We start from the raw sequence: 21,993 nt of genomic DNA, 5'->3' as shown, positions 1-21,993 counted from the left end.
CGGTCGGCGACCAGGACCGGTATCCACGGGAGCTGTTGGTGAAGACCCTGTGCCGGGCCTGTCCTCGCGGGACGCTAGGCTTCCTTGGACTCACCGTGATCACCGCGCCCGGCGGCGCGGTGTGCCCCTCGCCCCGTCACGATCAGCGCTTGGACTCCGTAACTTCATGTCTTGGTTTGAATCCCTCATCCTCGGACTCGTCCAGGGGCTGACCGAGTTCCTTCCCGTCTCCTCCAGCGCGCATCTGCGGCTGACCGCGGCCTTCTCCGGCTGGAAGGACCCGGGCGCGGCCTTCACGGCGATCACGCAGATCGGTACGGAGGCGGCGGTGCTGATCTACTTCCGCAAGGACATCGGGCGGATCATCTCGGCGTGGGCCCGTTCGCTGGTCAACAAGGAGATGCGGTCCGACCACGACGCCCAGATGGGCTGGTTGGTGATCGTCGGCTCGATTCCGATCGGCGTGCTCGGGCTGCTGTTCAAGGACCAGATCGAGGGGCCGTTCCGCGATCTGCGGATCACCGCGACGATGTTGATCGTCATCGGCGTGGTCATCGGCATCGCCGACCGGCTCGCGGCGCGCGACGAGTCGGGCGGCAAGCACCGCGCCCCCAAGCAGCGGAAGTCGCTGGAGAACCTGGGCGTCCGGGACGGCCTGATCTTCGGCATCTGCCAGGCGATGGCGCTGGTCCCCGGTGTCTCCCGGTCCGGCGCCACCATCAGCGGCGGTCTGTTCATGGGCTACAAGCGTGAGGCCGCGGCCCGTTACTCCTTCCTGCTCGCCATCCCTGCCGTGCTGGCCTCCGGCCTGTTCGAGACCAAGGACGCGCTGGAGAAGGGCCATGTCGACTGGGGCCCGACGATCTTCGCGACGGTGATCGCGTTCTTCTGCGGATACGCCGTCATCGCGTGGTTCATGAAGTTCATCTCGACCAAGAGCTTCATGCCGTTCGTCTACTACCGCATCGCGCTCGGCATCGTCATCATCGCGCTGGTCTCGACCGGCGCGCTGAGCCCGCACGCCGCGGAGTCCGCGGGCTGAACCACCGGGCGGGGCAAGGGACTTGAGCTCACCCTGGAGTCAGTACGAGAGGCCGTGATCCATTGCCCGTGACCAATGACATACGAGTTGAGTAGCCACCTGGTAGCGCACTGTCAGTGCTTGCCCCTAGGCTTGTCGGCATGTCCCCCGATTCCCTGACCCCTGGTTCCGTGCGGTCCGCTGCCGAGGTGAACGAGCGGATCCGCGCCCTGTGGCTCCGCGCCGGCGGCTCTCTGTCGGCCCAGGAGCGCGCGGAGTACGAGCTGTTGGTGGTCGAGTGGGCGGCCGCGATCCGGGGCACCGTCATCGAGGCGGCCTGAGCGCCGGCCGAGCCGCGGCTGACCGGAGGGTGTCTGCGATGATCCCTCCGTGGAGCATCTGAGCAGCGTCCCACCCCGGCAAGGGCTCGTCATCTTCCTCAACGGCACGTCCAGTTCGGGCAAGTCGAGCATCGCGGCCGAACTGCTGCCTCTTCTCGACGAGCCGTACTTCCATCTGCCGGTCGACGCGTTCCACGCCATGCGCTCCCGCAACCCGATCCCGCCCGACGAACTCGCCACCGTCCTGCACCGGACCTGGCGGGGCTTCCACCGGGCGATCGCCGGGATGGCCGCCGCCGGGAACAACGTCGTCGTGGATCACATATTCAGCGCCGAATGGCGGCTGCGTGACTGCCTGTCCGTCCTGGTGCCGCAGGACGTCGTACTTGTCGGGGTGCGCTGTCCCGCCGAGGAGTTGGAGCGCCGCGAACGCGAACGCGGCGACCGCCCGGTCGGCCTCGCCGCCGCCCAGCTGGAACAGGTGCACGCGCACGGGATCTACGACATCGAGTGCGACACCGCCGAGCTGACGGCCCGTGAATGCGCCGTGCGCATCAAGGAGTTCCTGCCGGACAGGCCCCGCCCGACGGCGTTCGAACGGCTCCGCGACGCGCGATAGAGATCGACACCGGCGCCGTCAACGCCCGCCCGCCACCCGCAGCACCGTCCCCGTCACGTACGACGCCTCCGACGACATCAGCCACGCGACCGCGGCCGCGATCTCCTCGGCCCGCCCCGGCCGACGCAGCGGAATGCCGGGGGCCATCCGCCAGGCGCGCTCCGCATCGCCCATCGTGGCGTGCATGTCGGTGTCGACGGCGCCGGGCGCCACCGCGTTGACGCGGACCCCGTCCGGACCGAGTTCCTTGGAGAGCCCCAGCGTCAGCGCGTCGACCGCCGCCTTGCTCGCCGCGTAGTGGACGAACTCGCCGGGGCTGCCCAACGTGGCCGCTCCCGAGGACACGTTGACGATGACGCCGCTCCCCCGCGCCGCCATCAACTGCGCCGCCCGGCGCGAACACAGCAGCGTGCCGGTGACGTTGACGTCGACGACTCGGCGCAGGTCGCTGGTCTTCGTATCGGCGAGGCGCCCCAGCGGACCGGTCACGCCCGCGTTGTTCACCAGTCCGGTCACCGGCCCCAGTTCGCGCTCGGCCACGTCGAAGAGGTGCTCGACCTCGGCCTCGACGGACGTGTCCACCCGCACCGTGAGACACCGGCCGCCGGCCTTGCGCACGCCCTCGGCCACCTGCTCGGCCGCGTCGGCGTCCCGGACGTAGCCGACGACCACGTCGTGGCCGTCCGCGGCGAGCCGCAGGCAGGTCGCGGCGCCGATTCCCCGGCTGCCGCCGGTGACGATCGTGACGGGACGGGTCATGGAGGCCTCCAGACATCGGGCAGATGATCGATCATCGATCACCCTAACTCTTGGGTGACCGTCTTGCGCGACGCCCGTCACACGCGGAATCCACCCGAGCCCGCCCCGCGAACCCGCCCCGCGCGCGACTGCGGCCGAAATGCCCGGTACGGCAGGGGAGTTCCGTTCGGTAGCCTGCCCCACCCGACGGGCGAGGGGGCACGCCATGCGAGCGATCGTCGTGGGCGCGGGCATCGGTGGACTGGCCGCGACCCTGAGTCTGCGTCGGGCCGGTCACGAGGTCACCCTCGTCGAGCAGACGGCTCGCTTCGCCGAGATCGGCGCCGGGATCCAGCTCGCGCCCAACGCCACGCGCGTACTGCGCCGGCTCGGCCTGCTCGACGCGGTCGCCGCGCACTCCGTCCACCCCTCCCACCTGAGCTTCCGCACCTGGTCCGACGGGTCCGAGATCTGCCGCTACGACCTGGGCCGCGCGGTCGAGGAGGAGTTCGGGGCGCCGTATCTCCAGGTCCACCGGGCCGATCTGCACCAGGCCCTGGCCGCCGGGGTGCCGCCCGAGTCCGTGCGCCTGAACACCGCTGTCGTGGGCATCGACCAGGACGACAGGTCGGCCAGTGTGACGACGGCGAGCGACGAGCGCCTGGACGCGGAGCTGGTCGTGGCCGCGGACGGGGTGCGGTCGGCGGCCCGGCAGTGGCTGTTCGGCGCCGACGAGGCCGTCTTCTCGGAGACCGCCGCCTATCGGGCGCTGCTGCCGGCCGACGCGGTGGCCGATCTGGACCTGCCGGAGTACGCGGGCTGGCTCGGACCCGGCCGGCATGTCGTCCACTACCGGGTGCGCCGCGGTGAACTGCTCAACCTCGTGGGCGTGTTCGGCACGAAGGAGGCTCAGGAGTCGTGGACCGCGCAGGCCGAACCGGGCGAGCAGGTACGCGAGTTCGCGGGCTGGGATCCGCGTGTCCTCGCCGCTCTCGAACGCGCGGGCCGGGTGTTCCGCTACGGCATCCACACCCGTACCCCCCTCACCCGGTGGAACCTCGGGCGGGTGACCCTCCTGGGCGACAGCGCCCACGCCATGGTGCCGTTCCAGGCCCAGGGCGCGGCACAGGCGATCATGGACGCGGCCGTACTCGGCGACGCCCTCACGGACGCGACACCGGCCGACGTGCCGGACGCCCTCGACCGCTACGTGCACCGACGGCTGTCGACCGCCACCCGCGTGCAGGCCAACTCGGCACGGGCGGGCGGCGATTACCACCTGCCCGACGGACCGGAGGCACGGGCGCGGAATGCCCGTATGGCGGCCTACATGACCGAGAACAGGTTCGGTCCCCACTCGACCGCGTGGGGAACCGACAGCTAGGCAGCCGCTTCCGCTGTGCCGGTCAGGACGCGGCTTCCAACGTGCCGTACCCCGCGACGAGTTCGTACGACCTGAGGCGGTCGGCCAGCGCGTAGACCGGCGTCACCAGCATGAGTTCGTCCGCGCCGGTCAGGGCCGCCAGGTTGCTCAGCTGCTTGGCGACGGTCTCGGGGGTTCCGTTGGCCTGCGCGGCGCGGAAGCCCGCCAGGGCCTGGGCCTCCCCCTCGGTGAAGACGTGGGCGGCCGCTTCCTCGGGCGTGGGGAAGGCGATGTCGCTCTGGCCCTTGAGGAGTCCGGCCTTGACGACGTCCATCGGGCCGCCCAGCCAGGCGGCCCGCTCCTGCGTGTCGGCGCACACCGTCTCCACGCACAGCAGCACGCGGGGGCGCTCGCACCAGCGGGACGGGGTGAAGTGCTCGCGGTAGTGGGCGAGTGCGGCGAGGGTGTTGTCGGGGCGGATGTGGTGGGCGAAGGCGATCGGCAGGCCGAGTTCGGCGGCGAGGGTCGCGCCCGCCGTGCTGGAGGACAGCAACCACGGTTCGGGGAGCGGTCCTTGAGGCACCTCGTCCACCAGGAGGCGCAGGATCTCGGCCACGTCGTCGCGGTACTCGGCGTCCGTCGTCGGTCCCGCGCCGCGTCGCAGTGCCCGCATGGTCGGCTCGTCGAAGGTGCCGGGGCCGCGGCCGATGCCCAGGTCGATCCGTCCCTCGTGCAGCGCCGCCAGCGTGCCGAACTGCTCCGCCAGCATGATCGGGGCGTGGTTCGGCGCCAGAACTCCCCCGGAACCAAGGCGGATCGACGCCGTCGACGCGGCCGCGTGCGCGGTCAGGACGACCGGCGGGAACGCGCCGATCGCCGGGGAGTGGTGGTGCTCGGCGTACCAGAGCCGCTGATAGCCGAGTTGTTCGACACCCTGGGCGAAGGCCGCGGTGTCTCGCACCGTGTCGACGGCTCGGGCACCCGCCTGGATCATGGCCACTTCGAGCGCGCCGATCGGGATGCTGATCATCGCGCCAGTATAGAAAGCGCGTCCGAGCGCTGATCGAGCGCCGACCGAATATCGTCGCGCGCCCCTTGGCCCGGCACGCGTCACACCCAACACTGATCGCATGACGCAGCGCGTGGAGTTGGCGACCGTGATGGACCGGCTGGCCGTCGACGAGGTGGTCACCGAGTACGCGGTGGCCGTGGACGACGGTGATTGGGAGGCGTATCGAGGACTGTTCACCCCCGAGGGGCGTGCGGACTACCGCTCGGCCGGCGGGATCGAGGGGGACGCGCGGCAGGTGGCCGCGTGGCTGGAGGAGAGCATGCGGCTGTTCTCGATGAGGCAGCATCTGATCGTCAACCGCCGGGTCGCGTTCGGGACCCTGGACCAGGACACCGGCGACACCGCGCGCGTGCGGGCGGACTACGTCAACCCGATGCGCTTCGCGGCGGACGGGACGGAGTCGGCCGCGCCGGACTTCGTGTGCGGCGGCCGCTACTCCTTCGGGCTGCTGCGGACGTACGACGGCTGGCGACTGTCCGAGGTGGTCGTGCAGGAGAAGTGGCGCAGGCTGCCCGAGCCCGCGAAGGCGGGTGTGACGGACTGAACCCGGGGCACTCTGGCCCGGATGATCGAAAACACGCACACTGAAGCCACCCACGGGGTAGGGAGGCGCGTATGAAGACCGTCGGTCAGTGGCTCGCCTCCCCGTGGCGGCGCTCGGCGATCGCCGTGCTGGCCGGCGCGCTGCCCCTGTTGGCGTTCCCGGCCCCGGCGCTGTGGTGGTTCGCCTACGTGGCCCTGGTCCCGTGGCTGCTGCTGGTCCGTTCCGCGCCGACCGGGAAGCGGGCGGCGTACGACGGCTGGTGGGGCGGGTTCGGGTTCCTGGTGGCCGTGCACCACTGGCTGCTGCCCAGCCTGCATGTGTTCATCTTCCTCATCGCCGCGCTGCTGGGCGCCCTGTGGGCCCCGTGGGGCTGGCTGGTGCACCGCTTCCTCGGCGGGGTGCCCGGCCCCGGGCGGGTGCTGGCCGCGCTCGCCGTGCTGCCGTCGGGCTGGCTGATGGTCGAGCTGGTCCGCTCCTGGCAGGGGCTCGGCGGTCCCTGGGGCATGCTCGGGTCCAGTCAGTGGCAGGTGGAACCCGCGCTGCGGCTGGCCTCGGTGGGCGGGGTGTGGCTGCTCAGCTTCCTGGTGGTGGCCGTCAACGTCTGCGTCGCCGTGCTCGTCTCGGTGCGTGAGTCCCGGATGCCCGCCGTCGCCGGTCTGGTCGCGACGGCGGCCGCCACCTCGGCGGCCTGGGTGTGGTCACCGCGCCCCGACGTCGACGGGCGGACGCGGATCGCCGTAGTCCAGCCGGGCGTCATCGTCGGCGTCGACAAACGCTTCGACCGCGAGGAACAACTCACGCGCGCGCTCGCCGCGCAGCATCCGGACCTGATCGTGTGGGGCGAGAGCAGCGTCGGGTACGACCTGGCGGGCCGGCCCGATCTGGCCGGCCGGATCGCCGCGCTCTCCCGTGAGACGGGCGCCGACATCATGGTGAACGTGGACGCGCGGCGCTCCGACAAGCCCGGCATCTACAAGAGTTCGGTGCTGGTCGGCCCCGAAGGCCTCACCGGCGACCGCTACGACAAGATGCGGCTCGTGCCCTTCGGCGAGTACATCCCGGCGCGCTCCCTGCTCGGCTGGGCGACCTCGGTCGGCAAGGCGGCCGGCGAGGACCGCAAGCGGGGCACCGAGCAGGTGGTGATGAACGTCGGGCACGGCCTGCGCGTCGGCCCGATGGTCTGTTTCGAGTCGGCGTTCCCCGACATGAGCCGGCATCTGGCCCAGGACGGCGCCGACGTACTGGTCGCCCAGTCGTCCACGTCGTCCTTCCAGCACAGCTGGGCCCCCGAGCAGCACGCCTCGCTCGCCGCCCTGCGCGCCGCCGAGACCGGCCGCCCGATGGTCCACGCGACCCTGACCGGTGTCTCCGCCGTCTACGGCGCGAGCGGACAGCGCCTGGGTCCGTGGCTCGGCACGGACGACAGCACGGCCCGGGTGTACGACATCCCGCTGGCGACCGGCACGACCGCGTACGTCCGCTTCGGCGACTGGCCGGTGCACGGCGCGATCCTCGTGCTCGCCCTGTGGTGCGCGTTCGAGGGCGCGCGGGCGGTTCGGCTCAGGCGGCCGAGCCCTGAACCGCGCGTACCACCCGCTCGCACAGCTCATGAGTCGCCAGCGCGTCCCGGGCGCTGAGCACCTTCCCCGCGCGCACCGCGTCGAGGAAGGCGAGGACGGCCTGCTCGATCCCGCGCTGCCGGGCCACCGGCACCCAGTCACCGCGCCGCCGTACCGTCGGCTGGCCCTTGTGGTCGATTATCTCGGCGAGGTTGACCACCTGACGCTTGGTGTCCTGCCCGGACACCTCCAGGATCTCCTCGGCCGAACCGCTCAGCCGGTTCATCACCCCGAGCGCGGTGAACCCGTCCCCGGCCAGCTGGAGCACGACGTGGTGCAGCAGCCCGTCCTCGACGCGCGCCCGCACGGTCACGTCGTCGACCGGGCCCGGCACCAGGAAGCGCAGGGTGTCCACTACGTGGATGAAGTCGTCGAGGACCATCGCGCGCGGTTCCTCCGGCAGCCCGATCCGGTTCTTCTGCATCAGGATCAGCTCGCGCGGATGGTCGGCGCACTGCGCGTACCCGGGCGCGAAGCGCCGGTTGAAGCCGACCGCGAGGGACACGTCGTGCCGCTCGGCGAGCGCCACCAGCCGTTCGGAGTCGGCGAGTTCGTAGGCGAGCGGCTTGTCGACGTACGTCGGTACGCCCGCCTCCAGGAGCCGGGTCACGAGGTCCGGGTGCACGGCGGTGGGCGCGTGCACGAAGGCGGCGTCGAGGTCCTGGGCGAGGAGCGCGTCGAGGGTCGCGTGCCGCTGCCCGGCCGGGAGGTGGAGGCTGTCGGCGACCCTGGCGAGGGTCGCGGGTGTCCGGGTCTGCACATGCAGCTCGATGTCGGCGAGTGCGCCCAGGACGGGCAGGTAGGCCTTCTGCGCGATGTCACCGAGTCCGATGCAGCCGACCTTCACTTGGGCTCCCCTGTCGCTTGCCTGCGCCTGCCTCTACCTGCCCGGAAGCATACGGCGGCGGCGCAAAACCGTTGGTCCGCGGGCTCGCGCCGGGCGAGGATGGCGGCCATGACGAGCATCGAGCGCCACGAACCCCCGACCACCGCCGACGAACGCACCATGCTGGAGGGCTGGCTGGACTACCACCGGCAGACCCTGGCCTGGAAGTGCGAGGGCCTGACCGACGCCCAGCTCAGGACCGCCTCCGCGGAGCCCTCCGAGCTGACCCTGATGGGGCTGGTGCGGCACATGGCGGAGGTGGAGCGCAGCTGGTACCGCCGGGTGCTCGCGAACGAGGACACGGGCGCGATCTACTCCACCGACGAGGACCCGGACGGCGACTTCCACGTCTCCGAGGCGGACACCTGGGCCGAGGCCCTCGCCACCTGGGAGGCCGAGATCGAGGCGGCCCGGCGCAACGCGGCCCGCTTCGGCCTGGACGACCTCACCGAGGGCAAGCACCGGCGCACCGGCGAGCAGTTCAATCTGCGCTGGCTCCACACCCACATGATCGAGGAGTACGCGCGGCACAACGGCCACGCCGACCTGCTCCGCGAGCGCCTCGACGGCGCCACCGGCGACTGACGTCACCCCGTCCGCGCACGCCCCCTCCGTACGGGGCGGAGATCACTCGTGCGGGCCAACCTGTGCTCGTCCGCTGTCGCCCGGGCCGTCGAAGACGCCATTGTTGCGCGGGTGCATCGAACGACGACCACCGCAACGCTCTTGGTCACCGTGGCTGTCTCGGCCCTCTCCGGCTGTGTGACCGTCCAGCGCCCGCCCGCGTCCGGCCCGCCCGCGGCACCGACCCAGCCGTCCGCACCACGCCCCGACGGCCGGGCGGAGCCGCAGGTCGTGCAGGCGCCGGCCCGTGAGGCGCTGGAGATGATCGGCCCGTCCCGCCGCCCGGACCCGACCGGGCCCGCGCCCCGCACGGAGAAGCGGTCGGCACCGTCCGCGGCCCAGCAGCCGCCGGTCCCCCGCTCGCATCCGCATCCGCACCCCCACCCGCGGCAGGCGCAGCCGAAGCCGCGTCACCCGCACCACGCGAAGCCGCAGCCGGGTGTCGAGATCCCCGACGTGACCAAGCAGGTCCCGAAGAACACGGCGGACGTGTGTGCGCTGGGCCGGAAGTACGGCGGCTGGAAGGCGGACAGCCCGGAGTCGCTGATCTGCAAGCAGTCGTACGGGCGTTGAGGGCGGGCGGGAGTAAGGGGGACGCGGGTCAGGGCCGCTGTCGCGGCGGTCCCCAGCCGCCTTCCCCGGTGCGGGGCGGTCCCCAGCCCCCGCCCTCGCTGGGCCCCTCCTCCGCCAGCCGCAGCTCCAGTCTGCTGATGGCCGCTCGTACGCCGTCGCCGTACGGGTCGTCCGCGAGTGCCCCCGCGGCGCCCCGGGCTCGGCGCAGATGGGTGCGGGCGGCGCCGCCGCGGCCGAGCTTCACGTAGTCCGCTGCCAGGTTCAGATGCAGCGAGGGGTACAGCGCGCGCACCGCGAGCGCACCCTCGCGCGCGCTGGGCTTCGTGCCGCCGCCGGCGCCGTCGACGAACCCTCCGTCCGGGTGCGCCTCTTCGTGTTCCGCGAGCCGCTCGTCCGTGAGTTCCTCGGCGGCCGTCAACGCCCGCAGGTCCCAGGCCAGTTCGTCCGCGGGGTCGTCCTGGGTGTCGGCCATGTAGTGGGCCAGCGTGCAGCGGTGCAGGGCGTCGCCGTGCTCACCGATCTCCGCCCACAGCTGGAGGAAGCGGTCCCTGGCCTCCTCGCGGTCGCCGGCGTGATGCAGCATGACGACCTGTCCGATCCGTGTCATCACGGCATCGGGCGCCGTCTGCTCCTGTCCCTTGGCCACCACGTACTCCGCCCACTCGCCGACCGGTCGTTCGTCCACGCCGATGTCCTCACCGACGCTAACCGCAGGCACTGACATTCCCGGTCAGGCGGCACCGGGCCGGTTCCGTGGGAACCGGCCCGGCGGTGGTCAGCCCAGGTTCGGGACGGTCCAGTCGATCGGGTCGTGGCCCTGCTTGGCCACCGCCTCGTCGATCTGCGTGAAGGGGCGGGAGCCGAAGAACTTCTTCGCGGACAGCGGGGAGGGGTGCGCGCCCTTGACCACCACGTGCCGGCTCTCGTCGATCAGCGGGAGTTTCTTCTGCGCGTAGTTGCCCCACAGGACGAAGACCGCCGGGTCGGGCCGGTCGGCGACCGCGCGGATCACCGCGTCGGTGAACTTCTCCCAGCCCTTGCCCTTGTGGGAGTTGGCCTCACCGGAGCGGACCGTGAGCACCGCGTTGAGCAGCAGGACGCCCTGCTGGGCCCACGGCATCAGGTAGCCGTTGTCCGGGATCGGCGTGCCCAGCTCCTGGTGCATCTCCTTGTAGATGTTCCGCAGGGACGGCGGGACCTTCACGCCGGGGCGGACCGAGAAGCACAGCCCGTGGCCCTGGCCCTCGCCGTGGTACGGGTCCTGACCGAGGATCAGGACCTTCACCTGGTCGTACGGCGTGGCGTCGAGCGCGGCGAAGACCTCCTCGCGCGGCGGGTAGACGGGACCCTGCGCGCGCTCCTCCTCGACGAACTCCGTGAGCTCCTTGAAGTAGGGCTGCTGCAGCTCGTCGCCCAGGACTCCGCGCCAGGACTCGGGCAGCATGGCGGTGTCGGTCACGTCAACTTCCTTACGGTGTGCGGTGAACGGTGGGCGGTCACCGATGCGCGGTCACCGCCAGGTCTCAGAACCTACAGGCGGGCACTGACAATCGGCCCGCTCACCGCACAACCCCGCGCTACCAGCTGGTCTTGCGGTACAGCGTCCACATCAGCATGATCGTCGACGGGTCCAGGGCCTGCTCGGCACCGGAGATGTCCTCGCTCGCGGCCACGTACTGCTTGCCCTGCCACAGCGGCAGCAGCCGGGCGTCGTCCACGAGGATCCGCTGCGCCTCCTCGAAGTCCCTGACCACGTTGGCCCGGTCGCTCACGCCACGCGAGCGGGGCAGCAGTTCGCCGGTGATCTCCGGCGCCGGATAGGGCGTACCGAGTGCGTTCTGCTCGCCGACGAAGGGCGCGATGAAGTTGTCGGCGTCCGGGAAGTCGGGGAACCAGCCGCGCCCGAACACCGGGTACTCGCCCTTCTGGTAGCCCGTCACATACGTCTTCCAGGGCCGGCTCTTCAGGGTGACCGTGAACAGTCCCGAGCCCTCCAGCTGCCGCTTGAGCTCCTGGAACTCCAGCTTGGTGGAGGAGCCGTAGCGGTCGGTCGTGTACCAGAGGGTGAGCGGCACGCGCTCGGTGATGCCGGCGTCGGTGAGCATCGTGCGCGCCTTGGCGGCGCTGGGGTCGCCGTAGTCGTCGAAGAAGCCGGTGGTGTGTCCGGTCAGGCCCTTGGGGACCATGGAGTACAGCGGCTCGACGGTGTCCCGGTAGACCTTGTGCGCGATCGCGGCACGGTCGACGAGCTGGGCGATCGCCTTGCGGACGACGGCCCGGCCGGCCCACGGGTCCTTCGGGTTGAAGACCAGGTAGTTGATCTCGGTGCCGGAGCCCTCGACGAGCTGGAGCTGCCCGTCCGAGTCGTGCCGCTGGAGTCCGACGACGTCGTCGGGGTCCAAGCCCCGGAAGGCGAGGTCGAGTTCGCCGTCCCGGAGCGCGGCGACCATGGGGGCCGAGTCCCGGTAGTAGTTGATGGTCACGGCGTCGTTCTTGCGGTCGGCGTAGCCCTGGTAGTTGTCGTTCTTGGTGAGTTCGGCCTTCTTGCCGTCCTCGTAGCCCGCCAGCGCGTACGGCCCCGACCCGTCGACCCCGTGGCCCTTGCGCAGGGCGTTGTCCGGGTACTTCGCGGGGTCGACGATCGACATGGCGGGCGTGGCGAGCACGAACGGGAAGGTGGCGTCGGGCTTGTTGAGGTGGAAGACGACTTCCCTGTCGCCGAGCGCCTGCACCCGGTCGAGGCTGCCGAGCAGACCGGCGGGTCCGCCGTTGACGTTGATCTTCCCGATCCGGTCGATCGAGTACTTGACCGCTCTCGCGTCCAGCGCGTGCCCGTTGGCGAACTTCAGCCCGGAGCGCAGTTCGCAGCGGTACGTGGTGTTGGAGGTGTCCGTGAAGCGGCAGTTGTCGGCCGCGTCGGGCTGCGGGGTGGTCGCGCCGGTGGGGTAACTGAGCAGCGTTTGATAGATGTTGCGGAAAAGTTCCCAGGAACTGTCCCAGGAGGCGGCCGGATCCAGGGTGCTGGGGGCGCTGGTCGTCCCGACCTCGATGGGTCCCGCGTCGTCCGAGGAGTCCGACGAGAGCACGCCGCACCCGGTCACCAGGGACGATATGGACGCTAGGGCCGCCACCCGTCGTAGGGGGCGATTCCGGTTGAACACGTGCTCGCTCCTCGATCCGCCGTGCCAAGGGTCGGCAGACCATACCGCAGCCTCCGGCCGCCACAACCGGGTTCGCGAAAGGGCACTTGATCAGCGGGTTTATGACGACGTTGTCAAAGGTCTGTGCCTTCCATGTACACGGAAGCGGGCGCCGCCCGTGTCCGGCGACGCCCGCTTCGAGAGCTTTGGTGAAAGCCGGTGTCAGCCGACGCCGGCGTTGAGGAAGATGCCGCCGTCGACGACGAGGGTCTGCCCGGTGATCCAGTCGCTCTGGTCCGAGGTGAGGAACGCGGCGGCGCCGCCGATGTCGGAGGGCACGCCGAGCCGGGCCAGCGGGTAGGAGGCGGCGGCCTCCGCCTCGCGGCCCTCGTACAGGGCGGCGGCGAACTTGGTCTTCACCACCGCCGGGGCGATGGAGTTGACCCGCACCCCGGGCGCGAACTCGTGCGCCAGCTGGAGCGTCAGGTTGACCATCGCGGCCTTGCTGACGCCGTACGCGCCGATGAACGGCGAGGCGGAGATCCCGGCGAGGGACGCGATGTTGACGATCGCGCCGCCGTTGTCCTTCTGCCACGCGTGCCACGTCTTCTGGGCGAAGCCGAGCGCCGAGATGACGTTGGTCTCGAAGACCTTGCGCGCGACGTTCAGGTCGAGGTCGGCGATCGCGCCGAACACCGGGTTCGTACCGGCGTTGTTGACCAGGTAGTCGATGCGGCCGAAGGCCTCCAGCGTGCGCTCGACGACGACGGCCTGGTGGGCCTCGTCGTGGGCCTTGCCGGCCACGCCGATGACGCGGTCGGCGCCGAGCGCCTCGACGGCCTCCTTGAGGGCGTCCTCGTTGCGGCCGGTGATGCAGACGCGGTCGCCGCGGGCGAGCAACGCCTCGGCGACGCCGTAGCCGATACCGCGGCTGGCGCCGGTGATCACGGCGACCTTGCCGGAGAGTTCGGGCAGTTCAGGCTGTTCAGTCATGTCCGCGTTCCCTAGTCGAGCGGTCCGCCGGCGACGTACAGGACCTGGCCGGAGACGAAGCCGGCGGCCTCGTTCGTGAAGAAGGCGATGGCGTTGGCGATGTCCTCGGGCTCGCCGACGCGGGCCACCGGGATCTGGGTGGCGGCGGCGGCCTTGAACTCCTCGAAGCCCATCTTGACGCGCTCGGCGGTGGCCTTGGTCATCTCGGTGGCGATGAAGCCGGGGGCGACGGCGTTGGCGGTGATGCCGAACTTGCCGAGCTCGATGGCGAGGGTCTTGGTGAAGCCCTGCATACCCGCCTTGGCGGCCGAGTAGTTGGCCTGACCGCGGTTGCCCAGCGCCGAGGAGGAGGAGAGGTTGACGATCCGGCCGAAGCCCGCGTCGACCATGTGCTTCTGGACGGCCTTGGCCATCAGGAACGAACCGCGCAGGTGCACGCCCAGGACCGTGTCCCAGTCGGCGACGCTCATCTTGAACAGCAGGTTGTCGCGCAGCACGCCCGCGTTGTTGATCAGGATCGTCGGCGCGCCCAGCTCGTCGACCACGCGCGCGATCGCGGCCTCGACCTGCGCCTCGTCCGAGACGTCGGCGCCGACCGCGATCGCCCGGCCACCGGCCGCGGTGATCTGCTCCACGGTGTCCTTGCACGCGGCCTCGTCGAGGTCGATCACGGCGACCGCGCGGCCCTCGGCGGCCAGTCGTACGGCGGTGGCGGCGCCGATGCCGCGCGCGCCGCCCGTCACAACGGCGACCCGCTGCTCAGTGGTGGACATTGCTGGTTCTCCTCGCCCTGGGGAAAGTACGCCGGCCGGGGTGCCCCGGGTCGCGCTTCGGTGAGCGACCGCTTAGTACCTTCGGCGTACGTGACGCTAGAAGCCCTGGCACTCGGTGTCAACGGCACACGAGGCAGGTGTGATCCATTACCTCACCAGCAGGTTGAGCAACCGCTCCGTGTCGGCCGCCGGATCGACGGTGAGACCGGTGTGCACCGGCCCCGGCTGCACGACCGTGGAGCGGGGCGCGGCGAGCCAGCGGAACCGCTGCCCGGGGTCGTCACCCGCGGCCTGCCCCGCCGCCTCACCGCCCCCGCAGACGCGCTCCACGGCCTCCAGGGCGGCCCGGATCCCGGCGACGTCGGCGTCCGGGTCGAGGGCGAGCAGCCGGGCCTCGTCGAGGTGCGTGCGGGCGCCGACGTAGGCCTTCGCGCGGCAGTACACGAGCACCCCGGCGTTGATGCACTCGCCGCGCTCGACACGGGGTACGACGCGCAGCAGGGCGTACTCGAAGACGTCCCGGCCGCCGCCCTGGCCGGCCCGCGTGATGTGGCGCTCGGTGACGTGTCCGGCCATGTAGATGCTGGTCTCGCTCACTTGCCCTCCTCGATGCCGGTGACAGGGTTGCCGGTGCCGGGGATGCCGGTCACGCGCGCGTGGATGTCGGCCGCGCGGGTGAGCAGGGGTCGCGCATACGCCCGTCGCAGCTCGTCCGGGGTGTCGAAGCCGGGTTCGCCGGTCAGCCAGGCGTCGGGGATCTCGGCGGTCACCTCGGTGAGGAGTTCCTCGGTGACCAGCGGCGCGAGTGCGGCGGCGGCCGCGGTGACGTCCGGCGCGAAGCGGGCGAGGGCGTGGTCCGAGGCGTCGTAGGGGCGGGCGGCGGACTTCTCGACGCCGGGCCAGTTGTGGTGCCAGATCATGGTGGCGCCGTGGTCGATGAGCCACAGCTCGCCGCGGCGCATCAGCAGGTTGGGGTTGCGCCAGGAGCGGTCGACGTTGTTGATCAGCGCGTCGAACCAGACGATCCGGCCGGCCTCCTCGGGGCCGATCGTGAAGGCGAGCGGGTCGAAGCCGAGGGCGCCGGACAGGAAGTCCATGCCGAGGTTGGTGCCGCCACTGGACCGCAGCAGCTCCTGCACCTGCTGCTCGGGCTCGCCGAGGCCCAGCACCGGATCGAGGTCGACCGTCACCAGGCGGGGCATCCGGAAGCCCAGCCTCCGGGCGAGTTCACCGCAGACCACCTCGGCGACCAGCGTCTTGCGGCCCTGTCCGGCGCCGCTGAACTTCATGACGTACGTCCCGAGATCGTCGGCCTCGACGAGCCCCGGCAGCGAGCCGCCCTCACGCAGCGGCGTGATGTAGCGGGTGGCGGTGACTTCCTTGAGCATCGCCCCAGGTTACTGGGGTGTTGACCGGCTCCGGGGACGGCCCCCGCGGCGCGGCACGCCGACACCGACAGCAAAGCGACAGCGCGGCTTTACCCACCTCTGGGCCCGCCCGCGCCAGGATCGCGACACCCATGAACAACGGGTGACCGACGCCCGTACCCCTGTACAGATCGACGAAGCATGCCATGGAAGGGAACGTCCGCATGACCAGCGAATCGCTCCACACCGCCCCGACCCCCACCCGACGCACCGTCGTGGCGGCGGTGGGCGCGGCGGGTCTCGCCGCCGCGCTCACCGCGTGCGGATCGAGCGACGACTCGTCCTCCTCCGACTCCTCCAACACCCAGGCCGGGGACAACGCGAGCGGCGGCTCGGACTCCAGCGCCTCGTCCGGCGCGGGTGGTGCCGCCCTGGCGAAGACGGCCGACATACCCGAGGGCGGCGGCAAGATCTTCAAGGACCCGGCCGTGGTGGTGACCCAGCCGACGGCCGGCACCTACAAGGCCTTCTCGTCCAAATGCACCCATCAGGGCTGCGCGGTCACCCAGATCACGGGTGACGTCATCGTCTGTCCGTGCCACAAGAGCGAGTTCTCGGTGGCGGACGGCAGCGTGAAGAAGGGACCCGCCACACAGCCGCTGCCCGAGCAGACGATCACCGTGACCGGGGACTCGATCACGCTGGCCTGACCCGCGCGCGCCGGGGCCCGCGGAGACAGCCCAACACCTCGTCCGTGGTCGCGACCGTAGCGACCAATGCGAGGGTGTGGCGGATCATCGCGGGGGTGTAGTCGGAGGGCACTCCCGCGATGGCGTCGGCGGGCACGACGACGGTGTAGCCGCGGTTCACGGCGTCGAAGACGGTGTTGGGGATCGCCACGTTGGCCGAGACCCCGCTCACCACCAGCGTGCGGCAGCCGAGGTTGCGCAACAGCGCGTCGACGTCGGTGCCCTGGATCGGAGACAGCCCGTGCAACCGTCGTACGACGAAGTCCTGTTCGGCGACCTCGATCGGGGCGGCCACCCGGACCGCCGTGGTGCCGGACAGCTGTTGGACGGGGAGCCGTTCGGCGGCCCGGAAGAGCCGTGCGTTGTGGTTGGCGCCGCGGCCGTCGGGGCGGCGCTCGGCGACCGCGTGGATCACCTGGACGTCGCTCTCGTGGGCGGCGGCCACCAGCCGGGCGACGTTGGCGAGGGCGCCCGACGACCGTGCCTCGTGGGCGAGTTGGGGCAGGGCGCTGTCCGGTCCGACGACCCCCTGCTGGCACTCGACGGTGAGTACCACCGTGGTCGCCGGGTCGAGCAGTTCACTGAGCTGTTCGTGCGACGGCACGATTCCCCCTCGACGCGGCGGGCGGTCTGGAGCGAGCGGTGTTGAGCGGGCGAGACTAGCCACCATTGCGCAGGGACGGAAGACGACCCATCCTTTTCTGACGTGATGTCAGAGGATCACTGGAGTTCCTCTGACACGACGTGAGAGAAGAGGGGGCCGCATGACCGTCACTCAGCGTCGAGGCCGGAAGATCATGATGACACCGGGTGAACTCGACGAGTTCCTCACCACCCAGCGCAACTGCCGGGTGGCCACGGTGTCGACGGGCGGTGCGCCGCACGTCAGCACGTTGTGGTTCGCCTGGGACGGCACCTCGATGTGGCTGTACTCCGTGGTGCGCAGCAAGCGGTGGACCGATCTGCGCCGCGACCCTCGGGTCGCGATCGTGGTCGACACCGGTGAGGAGTACGACGAGCTGCGCGGTGTCGAGCTGTCCGGTGCCGTGGAGTTCGTGGGCGAGGCCCCCCGCACCGGGGAGCTGCGCGCCGAACTCGACGTCCCTGAAACGCTGTTCGCCCGCAAGAACTTCAACCTGGAGGAGATGCCGCACGACGGCAGGCACGCCTGGGTACGGCTGACGCCGGACAAGATCGTGTCCTGGGACTTCCGCAAGCTGGGCGGGCGGTAAGGGGGTTCGCGGCGCCGGGCCGGTCCGGACGGCAGCGTCCGCGTCAGCCCACCTTCCGCGCCGCGTCCTGCAACGCCCGTACCGCCGCCCTGATCGAGGGGCGGCGGTCGGCGTCCGCACGCCAGACGACGTACACATGCCGGCGCACCCGCTGGACGAGCGGGACGGTGACGACACCGGCCGGCATCGGGTGGCGGCCGAGCAGCGGGGCGATGCAGACACCCAACCCGGCCTGGACGAGGCCCAGTTGGGTGTGGGTCTCGGCGGCGCGGTGCGCGACGATCGGCTCGATCCCGCGCGAGCGCAGCGTGAACATCAGCCACTCGTGGCAGAACTCGCCCTCGCCCCAGGTGATCCACTCGTCCTCGGCCAGCTCCCCGAGGTCCACCTCGTCCCGCCCGGCGAGCCGGTGCCCGACCGGCATCGCCAGGTCGGCCGGGTCGTCCAGGACGGATGCCTTCACCAGGCCGTCGGGCAGCGGCATGGGCTTGTTGTACCAGTCGAGACAGACCGCAAGGTCGAGGTCGCCGCGGACCACCCCGGCGATGCCGCCCTCCGGCTCCAACTCCGTGGAGCGCACCCGCAGCCCCGGATGTTCGGCACGCAGATCCGCGAGCGCGACGGGGAACAGCCCGCGCGCGGCCGTGGGGAACGCCGAGACCCTCAACTCACCGACCACCTGCCCGCGTTGCGCCTCCAGATCGGACTGGGCCAGCTCGACCTGCGACAGGATCCGTGCCGCGTGCTCGGCGAGCAGCCGCCCGGCGTCGGTGAGCCGCACCCCCCGCCCGTTCTTGGCGAGCAGCTGCTGGCTCACCTCCCGCTCCAGCTTGGACATCTGCTGCGAGACCGCGGAGGTGGTGACATGCAGCGCGTCGGCGGCCCCGCTGACCGAGCCGTGCCGGGCCAGGGCGTCGAGGGTGCGCAGGCGCTCCAGATTCAACATGTAAGCGATCCTACGAGATACCGGTACCGAAATCTCGATGGTGCTACGAGATCGGCTGCGGCATCGTTACGGCCATGAACACCGCCACGACCGCCACGCCCACCGCGACCGCCACCGGACCCGGGGCCGCCACCGCGCCCCGCACCGACTGGCGCCTCCGCTTCGGCGTCCTCTCCCTGATCTGGGGCTTCAGCTTCCTCCTCATCAAGGTCGGCACGGAGGGGTACGCCCCGTTCCAAGTGACCCTGGGGCGCCTGGTGTTCGGTACGGCGGTGCTGGCGGCGGCGATGACCGTGAAGCGGGAGCGTCTGCCGCGCGGCCGGCGGACATGGCTCCATCTGACGGTCGCCGCCTTCCTCTTGAACGCCCTGCCGTTCTCCCTCTTCGCCTACTCCGAGCTGACGATCCCCTCCACCCTCGCCGGGATCTGCAACGCGACCTCACCGCTGTGGGGCATGGCCCTGTCCCTGGTCGCACTCTCCGAGGACCGGCCGACCCGCGTCCGCGTGGCGGGGCTCGGCATCGGCTTCCTCGGCGTCCTGACCGTCCTCGGCGCCTGGCAGGGCTTCCACGGACTGGACGCCACGGGCACGGCGATGGCCCTGCTGGCCTCGCTCAGCTACCCGATCGGCTGGATCTACGTCCGCCGCACCCTCGCCGGTAACGGCCACTCGCATCTCTCCCTGACGGGCGCCCAGTTGCTGCTGGCGACGCTCCAACTGGCCGTCGTCACGCCACTGTTCACCTCCCTCCCGGATCACTTCTCCCCCGGCCCCCTCCTCGCCATCGCCGCCCTGGGCGCCCTCGGCACGGGCCTCGCCGTCCTCATCCAGTACGGTCTGGTCGCCGAAGTCGGCCCCACCACCGCGCAGATGGTCACGTACTTCATCCCGGTCATCGCCACGGCCGCCGGCGTCACGATCCTCGGCGAGTCCCTGACCTGGTCGACGCCGGTCGGCGCGGTGGTCGTGCTGGCGGGGGCGGCGCTCACGCAGGCGAGGCCGCGGGGGCGTGGACGGAGGGTTGAGCAGGCCGGAGAGGGAGAGCAGGCCGCCGGGACGGTGAGCGAGGCCGGAGTCACGGCCAAGTCCGTTGAGTCCGCGGCCACTTCGAAGGCCTAGGCAACTCCGCCTCCGCCTCCGCCTCCGCCCCCGTTACTCATACCTCCGCCTCCGCCCCCGCCCTCGTTACACATACCTCCGCCCCACAGCCCCCTCCGCCGGCCCCACCGCCGACGCGATCGCGTCCGCCAGCGGAGCCGTCTCCGAGTCGGTCAGGGTGGAGACGGTGACCCGGATACCGGGCGGCGCGTTCAGACGGAAGCGGGCGCCGGGGGCCACCGCCCAGCCGGCGTGCAGGAGCCGGGACACCGCGCCGGTCTCGTCCGGTACCGGGATCCAGACGTTGAGCCCGCTGCACCCGTGGGCCACCACCCCGCGTGCCGCGAGCGCGTCGATCAGCAGGTCTCGGCGTCGCCGGTAGGTCTTCGCCACCGCCGCCGTGTCGAGCGCGCCGTCGGACCAGAGCCGTACCACGGCCCGCTGAAGGATCCGGCTGACCCAGCCGGGACCGAGCCGGTGCCGCCCGCTCACCCGGTCGACGGTGACGTCGTCCCCGGTGAACACGGCGAGCCGCAGATCGGGCCCGTAGGCCTTGGCCACCGAGCGCACGAAGGCCCAATGCCGGGTGATGCCGGCCAGCGGATGCAGGGGCAGGTCGACGATGCCGAGTCCGTGGTCGTCCTCGATCAGCAGGACCTCCGGATGCTCCCGGAGCACGGCACGCAACGCACGCGCGCGCGTTGCGGTCACCGCGGCGCCGGTCGGGTTCTGCGCGCGGTCCGTGACGATCAGGGCGTGCGCCCCGGCGGCGAGAGCCCGCCGTACGTCGTCGGGGAGCGGTCCCTCGTCGTCGACGCCGACCGGGACGAACCGCAGCCCGAGCGCCGGGACCAGATCGAGGAGGCCGCCCCAGCCGGGGTCCTCGACGGCGACGGTGTCCCCCGGCTTGAGGTGCGCCGCGAGCACGCGCTCGATGACGTCGAGCGAGCCCGAGGCGACGGCCACGGGTCCGCCAGGGACTCCGTCGGCGTCCAGTTCGGCGCGCGCGATCCGCGCCAGCGCCGGTTCCACGAGGGCGTCGCCGTACAGCACCGGCTCCCGGTCCGCCTGCGCTGCCGCCGCCGCGAAGGCCTCGCCCAGGGGCGGCAGCAGCGCCGGGTCCGGGTTGCCGTTCGCCACGTCACGCACCCCTTCGGGCACGTCCGTGCGGACGTACTCCCGCCCGGTGGTGGCCGGCTTCGACCGCACCCGGCTGCCCCGGCGCCCGGCGGTCTCGATCACCCCGCGCTCCCGCAGGACCCGGTACGCGGACGCGACGGTATTGGGATTCACCCCCAGCTCGACCGCCAACTCCCGCATGGGCGGCAGCACTTGACCCGGTTCCAGCGCCCCGGCGCCCACCGCTCGCTCGACGCTGGCCGCAATCTCCGCTGCGCGTCGCCCTTCGATCCGATATCCTTCTAGCACAAAGCAGATTATGCACTAGTGCAATATCGGACGCAACACGCCACGAACACCTACGGAGAACGCCATGCCGGGGACCGCCCAGCCGACGACGTCTCAGCCCGCCGCCTACACGCCGACCGACCGCACCGTCCCCACCCGCTCCGCGGAGCGGGCGTCGTACGACAAGGAGTTGGTGCACTCGATACTCGACGAGGGTTACGTCTGCCACCTCGGCTTCGTCCGCGACGGCGCGCCCGTGGTGCTGCCCACGCTGTACGGCCGGGTCGGCGACCGGCTCTACGTGCACGGTTCGACCGGCTCGCGCCCGCTGCGGATGACCGGCAAGGCCGACCCGGGGCTGGCCGTCTGCCTGACGGTGACGCACGTGGACGCGCTGATCCTGGCCCGCTCCGCCTTCCACCACTCGATCAACTACCGGTCCGTGGTCGTGCACGGCATCGCCTACGACGTGACGGACCCGGAGGAGAAGCGCGCGGCCCTCGACTCCCTCGTCGACCACGTCGTCCCGGGCCGCGCGGCGGACTCCCGGCCCGCGAACAAGAAGGAGCTGGCCGCCACCGCCGTGATCCGCCTCGACCTGAACGAGGTCTCCGCCAAGCTCCGCACCGGCGGGGTCAGCGACGAGCCCGAGGACATGCCGCTCCCCCACTGGGCCGGCGTGGTCCCGCTCCGCAAGGGCTACGAATCCCCGGTGCCCGACGGGGACCTGACCCCTGGCATCGAGCTGCCCGACTACTTGGCGACGCCCGCCGGCTGACCGGCCCGACCGCCCTCTCGGCCACTCAGGTGGCCGACTCCCCCTCCCGGCCGCTCAGGCGACCGCCCCACCGTCCCCTCGACCGCTCAGATGGCCGTCCCCATCGCC

Annotated in this window: 25 protein-coding genes; 12 read left to right on the top strand and 13 right to left on the bottom strand. The window is 71.3% G+C overall.

Annotated features, from left to right (window positions below; all coding sequences use genetic code 11):
• Nucleotides 1-166 precede the first annotated feature (166 nt).
• From ACIP6U_RS33465 to ACIP6U_RS33455, 3 genes are all read left to right on the top strand, one after another.
• Nucleotides 167-1,042 carry an undecaprenyl-diphosphate phosphatase gene (locus tag ACIP6U_RS33465; RefSeq protein WP_401725774.1) on the top strand — a complete coding sequence of 292 codons (876 nt, stop codon included), beginning with the start codon at nt 167-169 and terminating at the stop codon, nt 1,040-1,042.
• A gap of 140 nt (nt 1,043-1,182) precedes the next feature.
• Nucleotides 1,183-1,362 (top strand): hypothetical protein, encoded by a 180-nt coding sequence (locus ACIP6U_RS33460; protein WP_124000535.1) that lies wholly within the window; start codon nt 1,183-1,185, stop codon nt 1,360-1,362.
• A 49-nt stretch (nt 1,363-1,411) separates the two neighbouring features.
• Complete coding sequence (locus tag ACIP6U_RS33455) at nt 1,412-1,981, top strand: chloramphenicol phosphotransferase CPT family protein (protein ID WP_401725771.1); 570 nt, start codon at nt 1,412-1,414, stop codon at nt 1,979-1,981.
• 18 nt (nt 1,982-1,999) lie between these two features.
• On the opposite strand, the gene ACIP6U_RS33450 is transcribed toward ACIP6U_RS33455, so the two are convergent.
• Nucleotides 2,000-2,740 carry an SDR family NAD(P)-dependent oxidoreductase gene (locus tag ACIP6U_RS33450; protein WP_401725768.1) on the bottom strand — a complete coding sequence of 247 codons (741 nt, stop codon included), beginning with the start codon at nt 2,738-2,740 and terminating at the stop codon, nt 2,000-2,002.
• Between the two features lie 205 nt (nt 2,741-2,945).
• Here ACIP6U_RS33450 and ACIP6U_RS33445 point away from each other — a divergent pair, with 205 nt between their 5' ends.
• On the top strand, nt 2,946-4,103 hold the full coding sequence (locus ACIP6U_RS33445) for an FAD-dependent monooxygenase (RefSeq protein ID WP_401725766.1): 1,158 nt from the start codon (nt 2,946-2,948) through the stop codon (nt 4,101-4,103).
• A 22-nt stretch (nt 4,104-4,125) separates the two neighbouring features.
• Here ACIP6U_RS33445 and ACIP6U_RS33440 read toward each other — a convergent pair whose 3' ends face one another.
• Nucleotides 4,126-5,112: an LLM class flavin-dependent oxidoreductase gene (locus ACIP6U_RS33440; protein WP_401725764.1), complete on the bottom strand. Its 987-nt coding sequence runs from the start codon at nt 5,110-5,112 to the stop codon at nt 4,126-4,128.
• 100 nt (nt 5,113-5,212) lie between these two features.
• Here ACIP6U_RS33440 and ACIP6U_RS33435 point away from each other — a divergent pair, with 100 nt between their 5' ends.
• Nucleotides 5,213-5,698, top strand: a complete 486-nt coding sequence (locus ACIP6U_RS33435; RefSeq protein ID WP_401725761.1) for a nuclear transport factor 2 family protein — start codon at nt 5,213-5,215, stop codon at nt 5,696-5,698.
• A gap of 71 nt (nt 5,699-5,769) precedes the next feature.
• Nucleotides 5,770-7,335 carry an apolipoprotein N-acyltransferase gene (gene lnt, locus ACIP6U_RS33430; protein ID WP_401725759.1) on the top strand — a complete coding sequence of 522 codons (1,566 nt, stop codon included), beginning with the start codon at nt 5,770-5,772 and terminating at the stop codon, nt 7,333-7,335.
• Here the strand turns inward: lnt and ACIP6U_RS33425 are convergent.
• Complete coding sequence (locus ACIP6U_RS33425; protein WP_401725756.1) at nt 7,259-8,164, bottom strand: Gfo/Idh/MocA family protein; 906 nt, start codon at nt 8,162-8,164, stop codon at nt 7,259-7,261. The genes lnt and ACIP6U_RS33425 overlap by 77 nt on opposite strands.
• Before the next feature lie 108 nt (nt 8,165-8,272).
• On the opposite strand from ACIP6U_RS33425, the gene ACIP6U_RS33420 reads away from it, so the two are divergent.
• On the top strand, nt 8,273-8,788 hold the full coding sequence (locus ACIP6U_RS33420) for a DinB family protein (RefSeq protein WP_401725753.1): 516 nt from the start codon (nt 8,273-8,275) through the stop codon (nt 8,786-8,788).
• 150 nt (nt 8,789-8,938) lie between these two features.
• Nucleotides 8,939-9,400: a hypothetical protein gene (locus tag ACIP6U_RS33415; RefSeq protein ID WP_401725751.1), complete on the top strand. Its 462-nt coding sequence runs from the start codon at nt 8,939-8,941 to the stop codon at nt 9,398-9,400.
• A 28-nt stretch (nt 9,401-9,428) separates the two neighbouring features.
• Here ACIP6U_RS33415 and ACIP6U_RS33410 read toward each other — a convergent pair whose 3' ends face one another.
• From ACIP6U_RS33410 to ACIP6U_RS33380, 7 genes are all read right to left on the bottom strand, one after another.
• On the bottom strand, nt 9,429-10,046 hold the full coding sequence (locus ACIP6U_RS33410; protein ID WP_401726176.1) for a hypothetical protein: 618 nt from the start codon (nt 10,044-10,046) through the stop codon (nt 9,429-9,431).
• A gap of 129 nt (nt 10,047-10,175) precedes the next feature.
• Nucleotides 10,176-10,859, bottom strand: coding sequence for a uracil-DNA glycosylase (gene ung / locus ACIP6U_RS33405; RefSeq protein WP_401725748.1), 684 nt, complete (start codon nt 10,857-10,859; stop codon nt 10,176-10,178).
• A gap of 118 nt (nt 10,860-10,977) precedes the next feature.
• Complete coding sequence (locus tag ACIP6U_RS33400; RefSeq protein WP_401725746.1) at nt 10,978-12,561, bottom strand: ABC transporter substrate-binding protein; 1,584 nt, start codon at nt 12,559-12,561, stop codon at nt 10,978-10,980.
• A 201-nt stretch (nt 12,562-12,762) separates the two neighbouring features.
• Complete coding sequence (locus ACIP6U_RS33395; RefSeq protein ID WP_401725743.1) at nt 12,763-13,533, bottom strand: SDR family oxidoreductase; 771 nt, start codon at nt 13,531-13,533, stop codon at nt 12,763-12,765.
• Nucleotides 13,534-13,544: 11 nt separating this feature from the next.
• Nucleotides 13,545-14,306 carry a 3-oxoacyl-ACP reductase FabG gene (fabG, locus tag ACIP6U_RS33390; RefSeq protein ID WP_124000521.1) on the bottom strand — a complete coding sequence of 254 codons (762 nt, stop codon included), beginning with the start codon at nt 14,304-14,306 and terminating at the stop codon, nt 13,545-13,547.
• A 147-nt stretch (nt 14,307-14,453) separates the two neighbouring features.
• Nucleotides 14,454-14,903, bottom strand: a complete 450-nt coding sequence (locus ACIP6U_RS33385; protein WP_401725740.1) for a DUF3037 domain-containing protein — start codon at nt 14,901-14,903, stop codon at nt 14,454-14,456.
• Nucleotides 14,900-15,694, bottom strand: coding sequence for a HipA family kinase (locus tag ACIP6U_RS33380; RefSeq protein WP_401725737.1), 795 nt, complete (start codon nt 15,692-15,694; stop codon nt 14,900-14,902). The genes ACIP6U_RS33385 and ACIP6U_RS33380 overlap by 4 nt, the downstream gene beginning before the upstream one ends.
• A 203-nt stretch (nt 15,695-15,897) precedes the next feature.
• Between ACIP6U_RS33380 and ACIP6U_RS33375 the strand changes: the two genes are divergently transcribed.
• Complete coding sequence (locus ACIP6U_RS33375; protein ID WP_401725735.1) at nt 15,898-16,383, top strand: Rieske (2Fe-2S) protein; 486 nt, start codon at nt 15,898-15,900, stop codon at nt 16,381-16,383.
• On the opposite strand, the gene ACIP6U_RS33370 is transcribed toward ACIP6U_RS33375, so the two are convergent.
• Nucleotides 16,370-17,026 carry a cysteine hydrolase gene (locus ACIP6U_RS33370; RefSeq protein ID WP_401725732.1) on the bottom strand — a complete coding sequence of 219 codons (657 nt, stop codon included), beginning with the start codon at nt 17,024-17,026 and terminating at the stop codon, nt 16,370-16,372. The genes ACIP6U_RS33375 and ACIP6U_RS33370 overlap by 14 nt on opposite strands.
• Before the next feature lie 160 nt (nt 17,027-17,186).
• On the opposite strand from ACIP6U_RS33370, the gene ACIP6U_RS33365 reads away from it, so the two are divergent.
• Nucleotides 17,187-17,654, top strand: a complete 468-nt coding sequence (locus ACIP6U_RS33365) for a pyridoxamine 5'-phosphate oxidase family protein (RefSeq protein ID WP_401725730.1) — start codon at nt 17,187-17,189, stop codon at nt 17,652-17,654.
• Between the two features lie 43 nt (nt 17,655-17,697).
• Here ACIP6U_RS33365 and ACIP6U_RS33360 read toward each other — a convergent pair whose 3' ends face one another.
• Entirely contained in the window at nt 17,698-18,600 is a 903-nt protein-coding gene (locus ACIP6U_RS33360; RefSeq protein WP_401725727.1) for a LysR family transcriptional regulator, read from the bottom strand.
• Nucleotides 18,601-18,674: 74 nt separating this feature from the next.
• On the opposite strand from ACIP6U_RS33360, the gene ACIP6U_RS33355 reads away from it, so the two are divergent.
• Entirely contained in the window at nt 18,675-19,721 is a 1,047-nt protein-coding gene (locus ACIP6U_RS33355) for a DMT family transporter (protein ID WP_401725724.1), read from the top strand.
• A gap of 66 nt (nt 19,722-19,787) precedes the next feature.
• On the opposite strand, the gene ACIP6U_RS33350 is transcribed toward ACIP6U_RS33355, so the two are convergent.
• Nucleotides 19,788-21,128, bottom strand: coding sequence for an aminotransferase class I/II-fold pyridoxal phosphate-dependent enzyme (locus ACIP6U_RS33350; RefSeq protein WP_401725722.1), 1,341 nt, complete (start codon nt 21,126-21,128; stop codon nt 19,788-19,790).
• 64 nt (nt 21,129-21,192) lie between these two features.
• Here ACIP6U_RS33350 and ACIP6U_RS33345 point away from each other — a divergent pair, with 64 nt between their 5' ends.
• Nucleotides 21,193-21,885: a pyridoxamine 5'-phosphate oxidase family protein gene (locus tag ACIP6U_RS33345; protein WP_401725719.1), complete on the top strand. Its 693-nt coding sequence runs from the start codon at nt 21,193-21,195 to the stop codon at nt 21,883-21,885.
• Nucleotides 21,886-21,993: the final 108 nt, after the last annotated feature.

The organism is Streptomyces sp. NPDC088794, from assembly GCF_044750545.1.
Taxonomy (GTDB): domain Bacteria; phylum Actinomycetota; class Actinomycetes; order Streptomycetales; family Streptomycetaceae; genus Streptomyces.
Note: the sequence above shows the minus strand (reverse complement) of the source record. Positions and strands in the feature narration are given on the sequence as shown.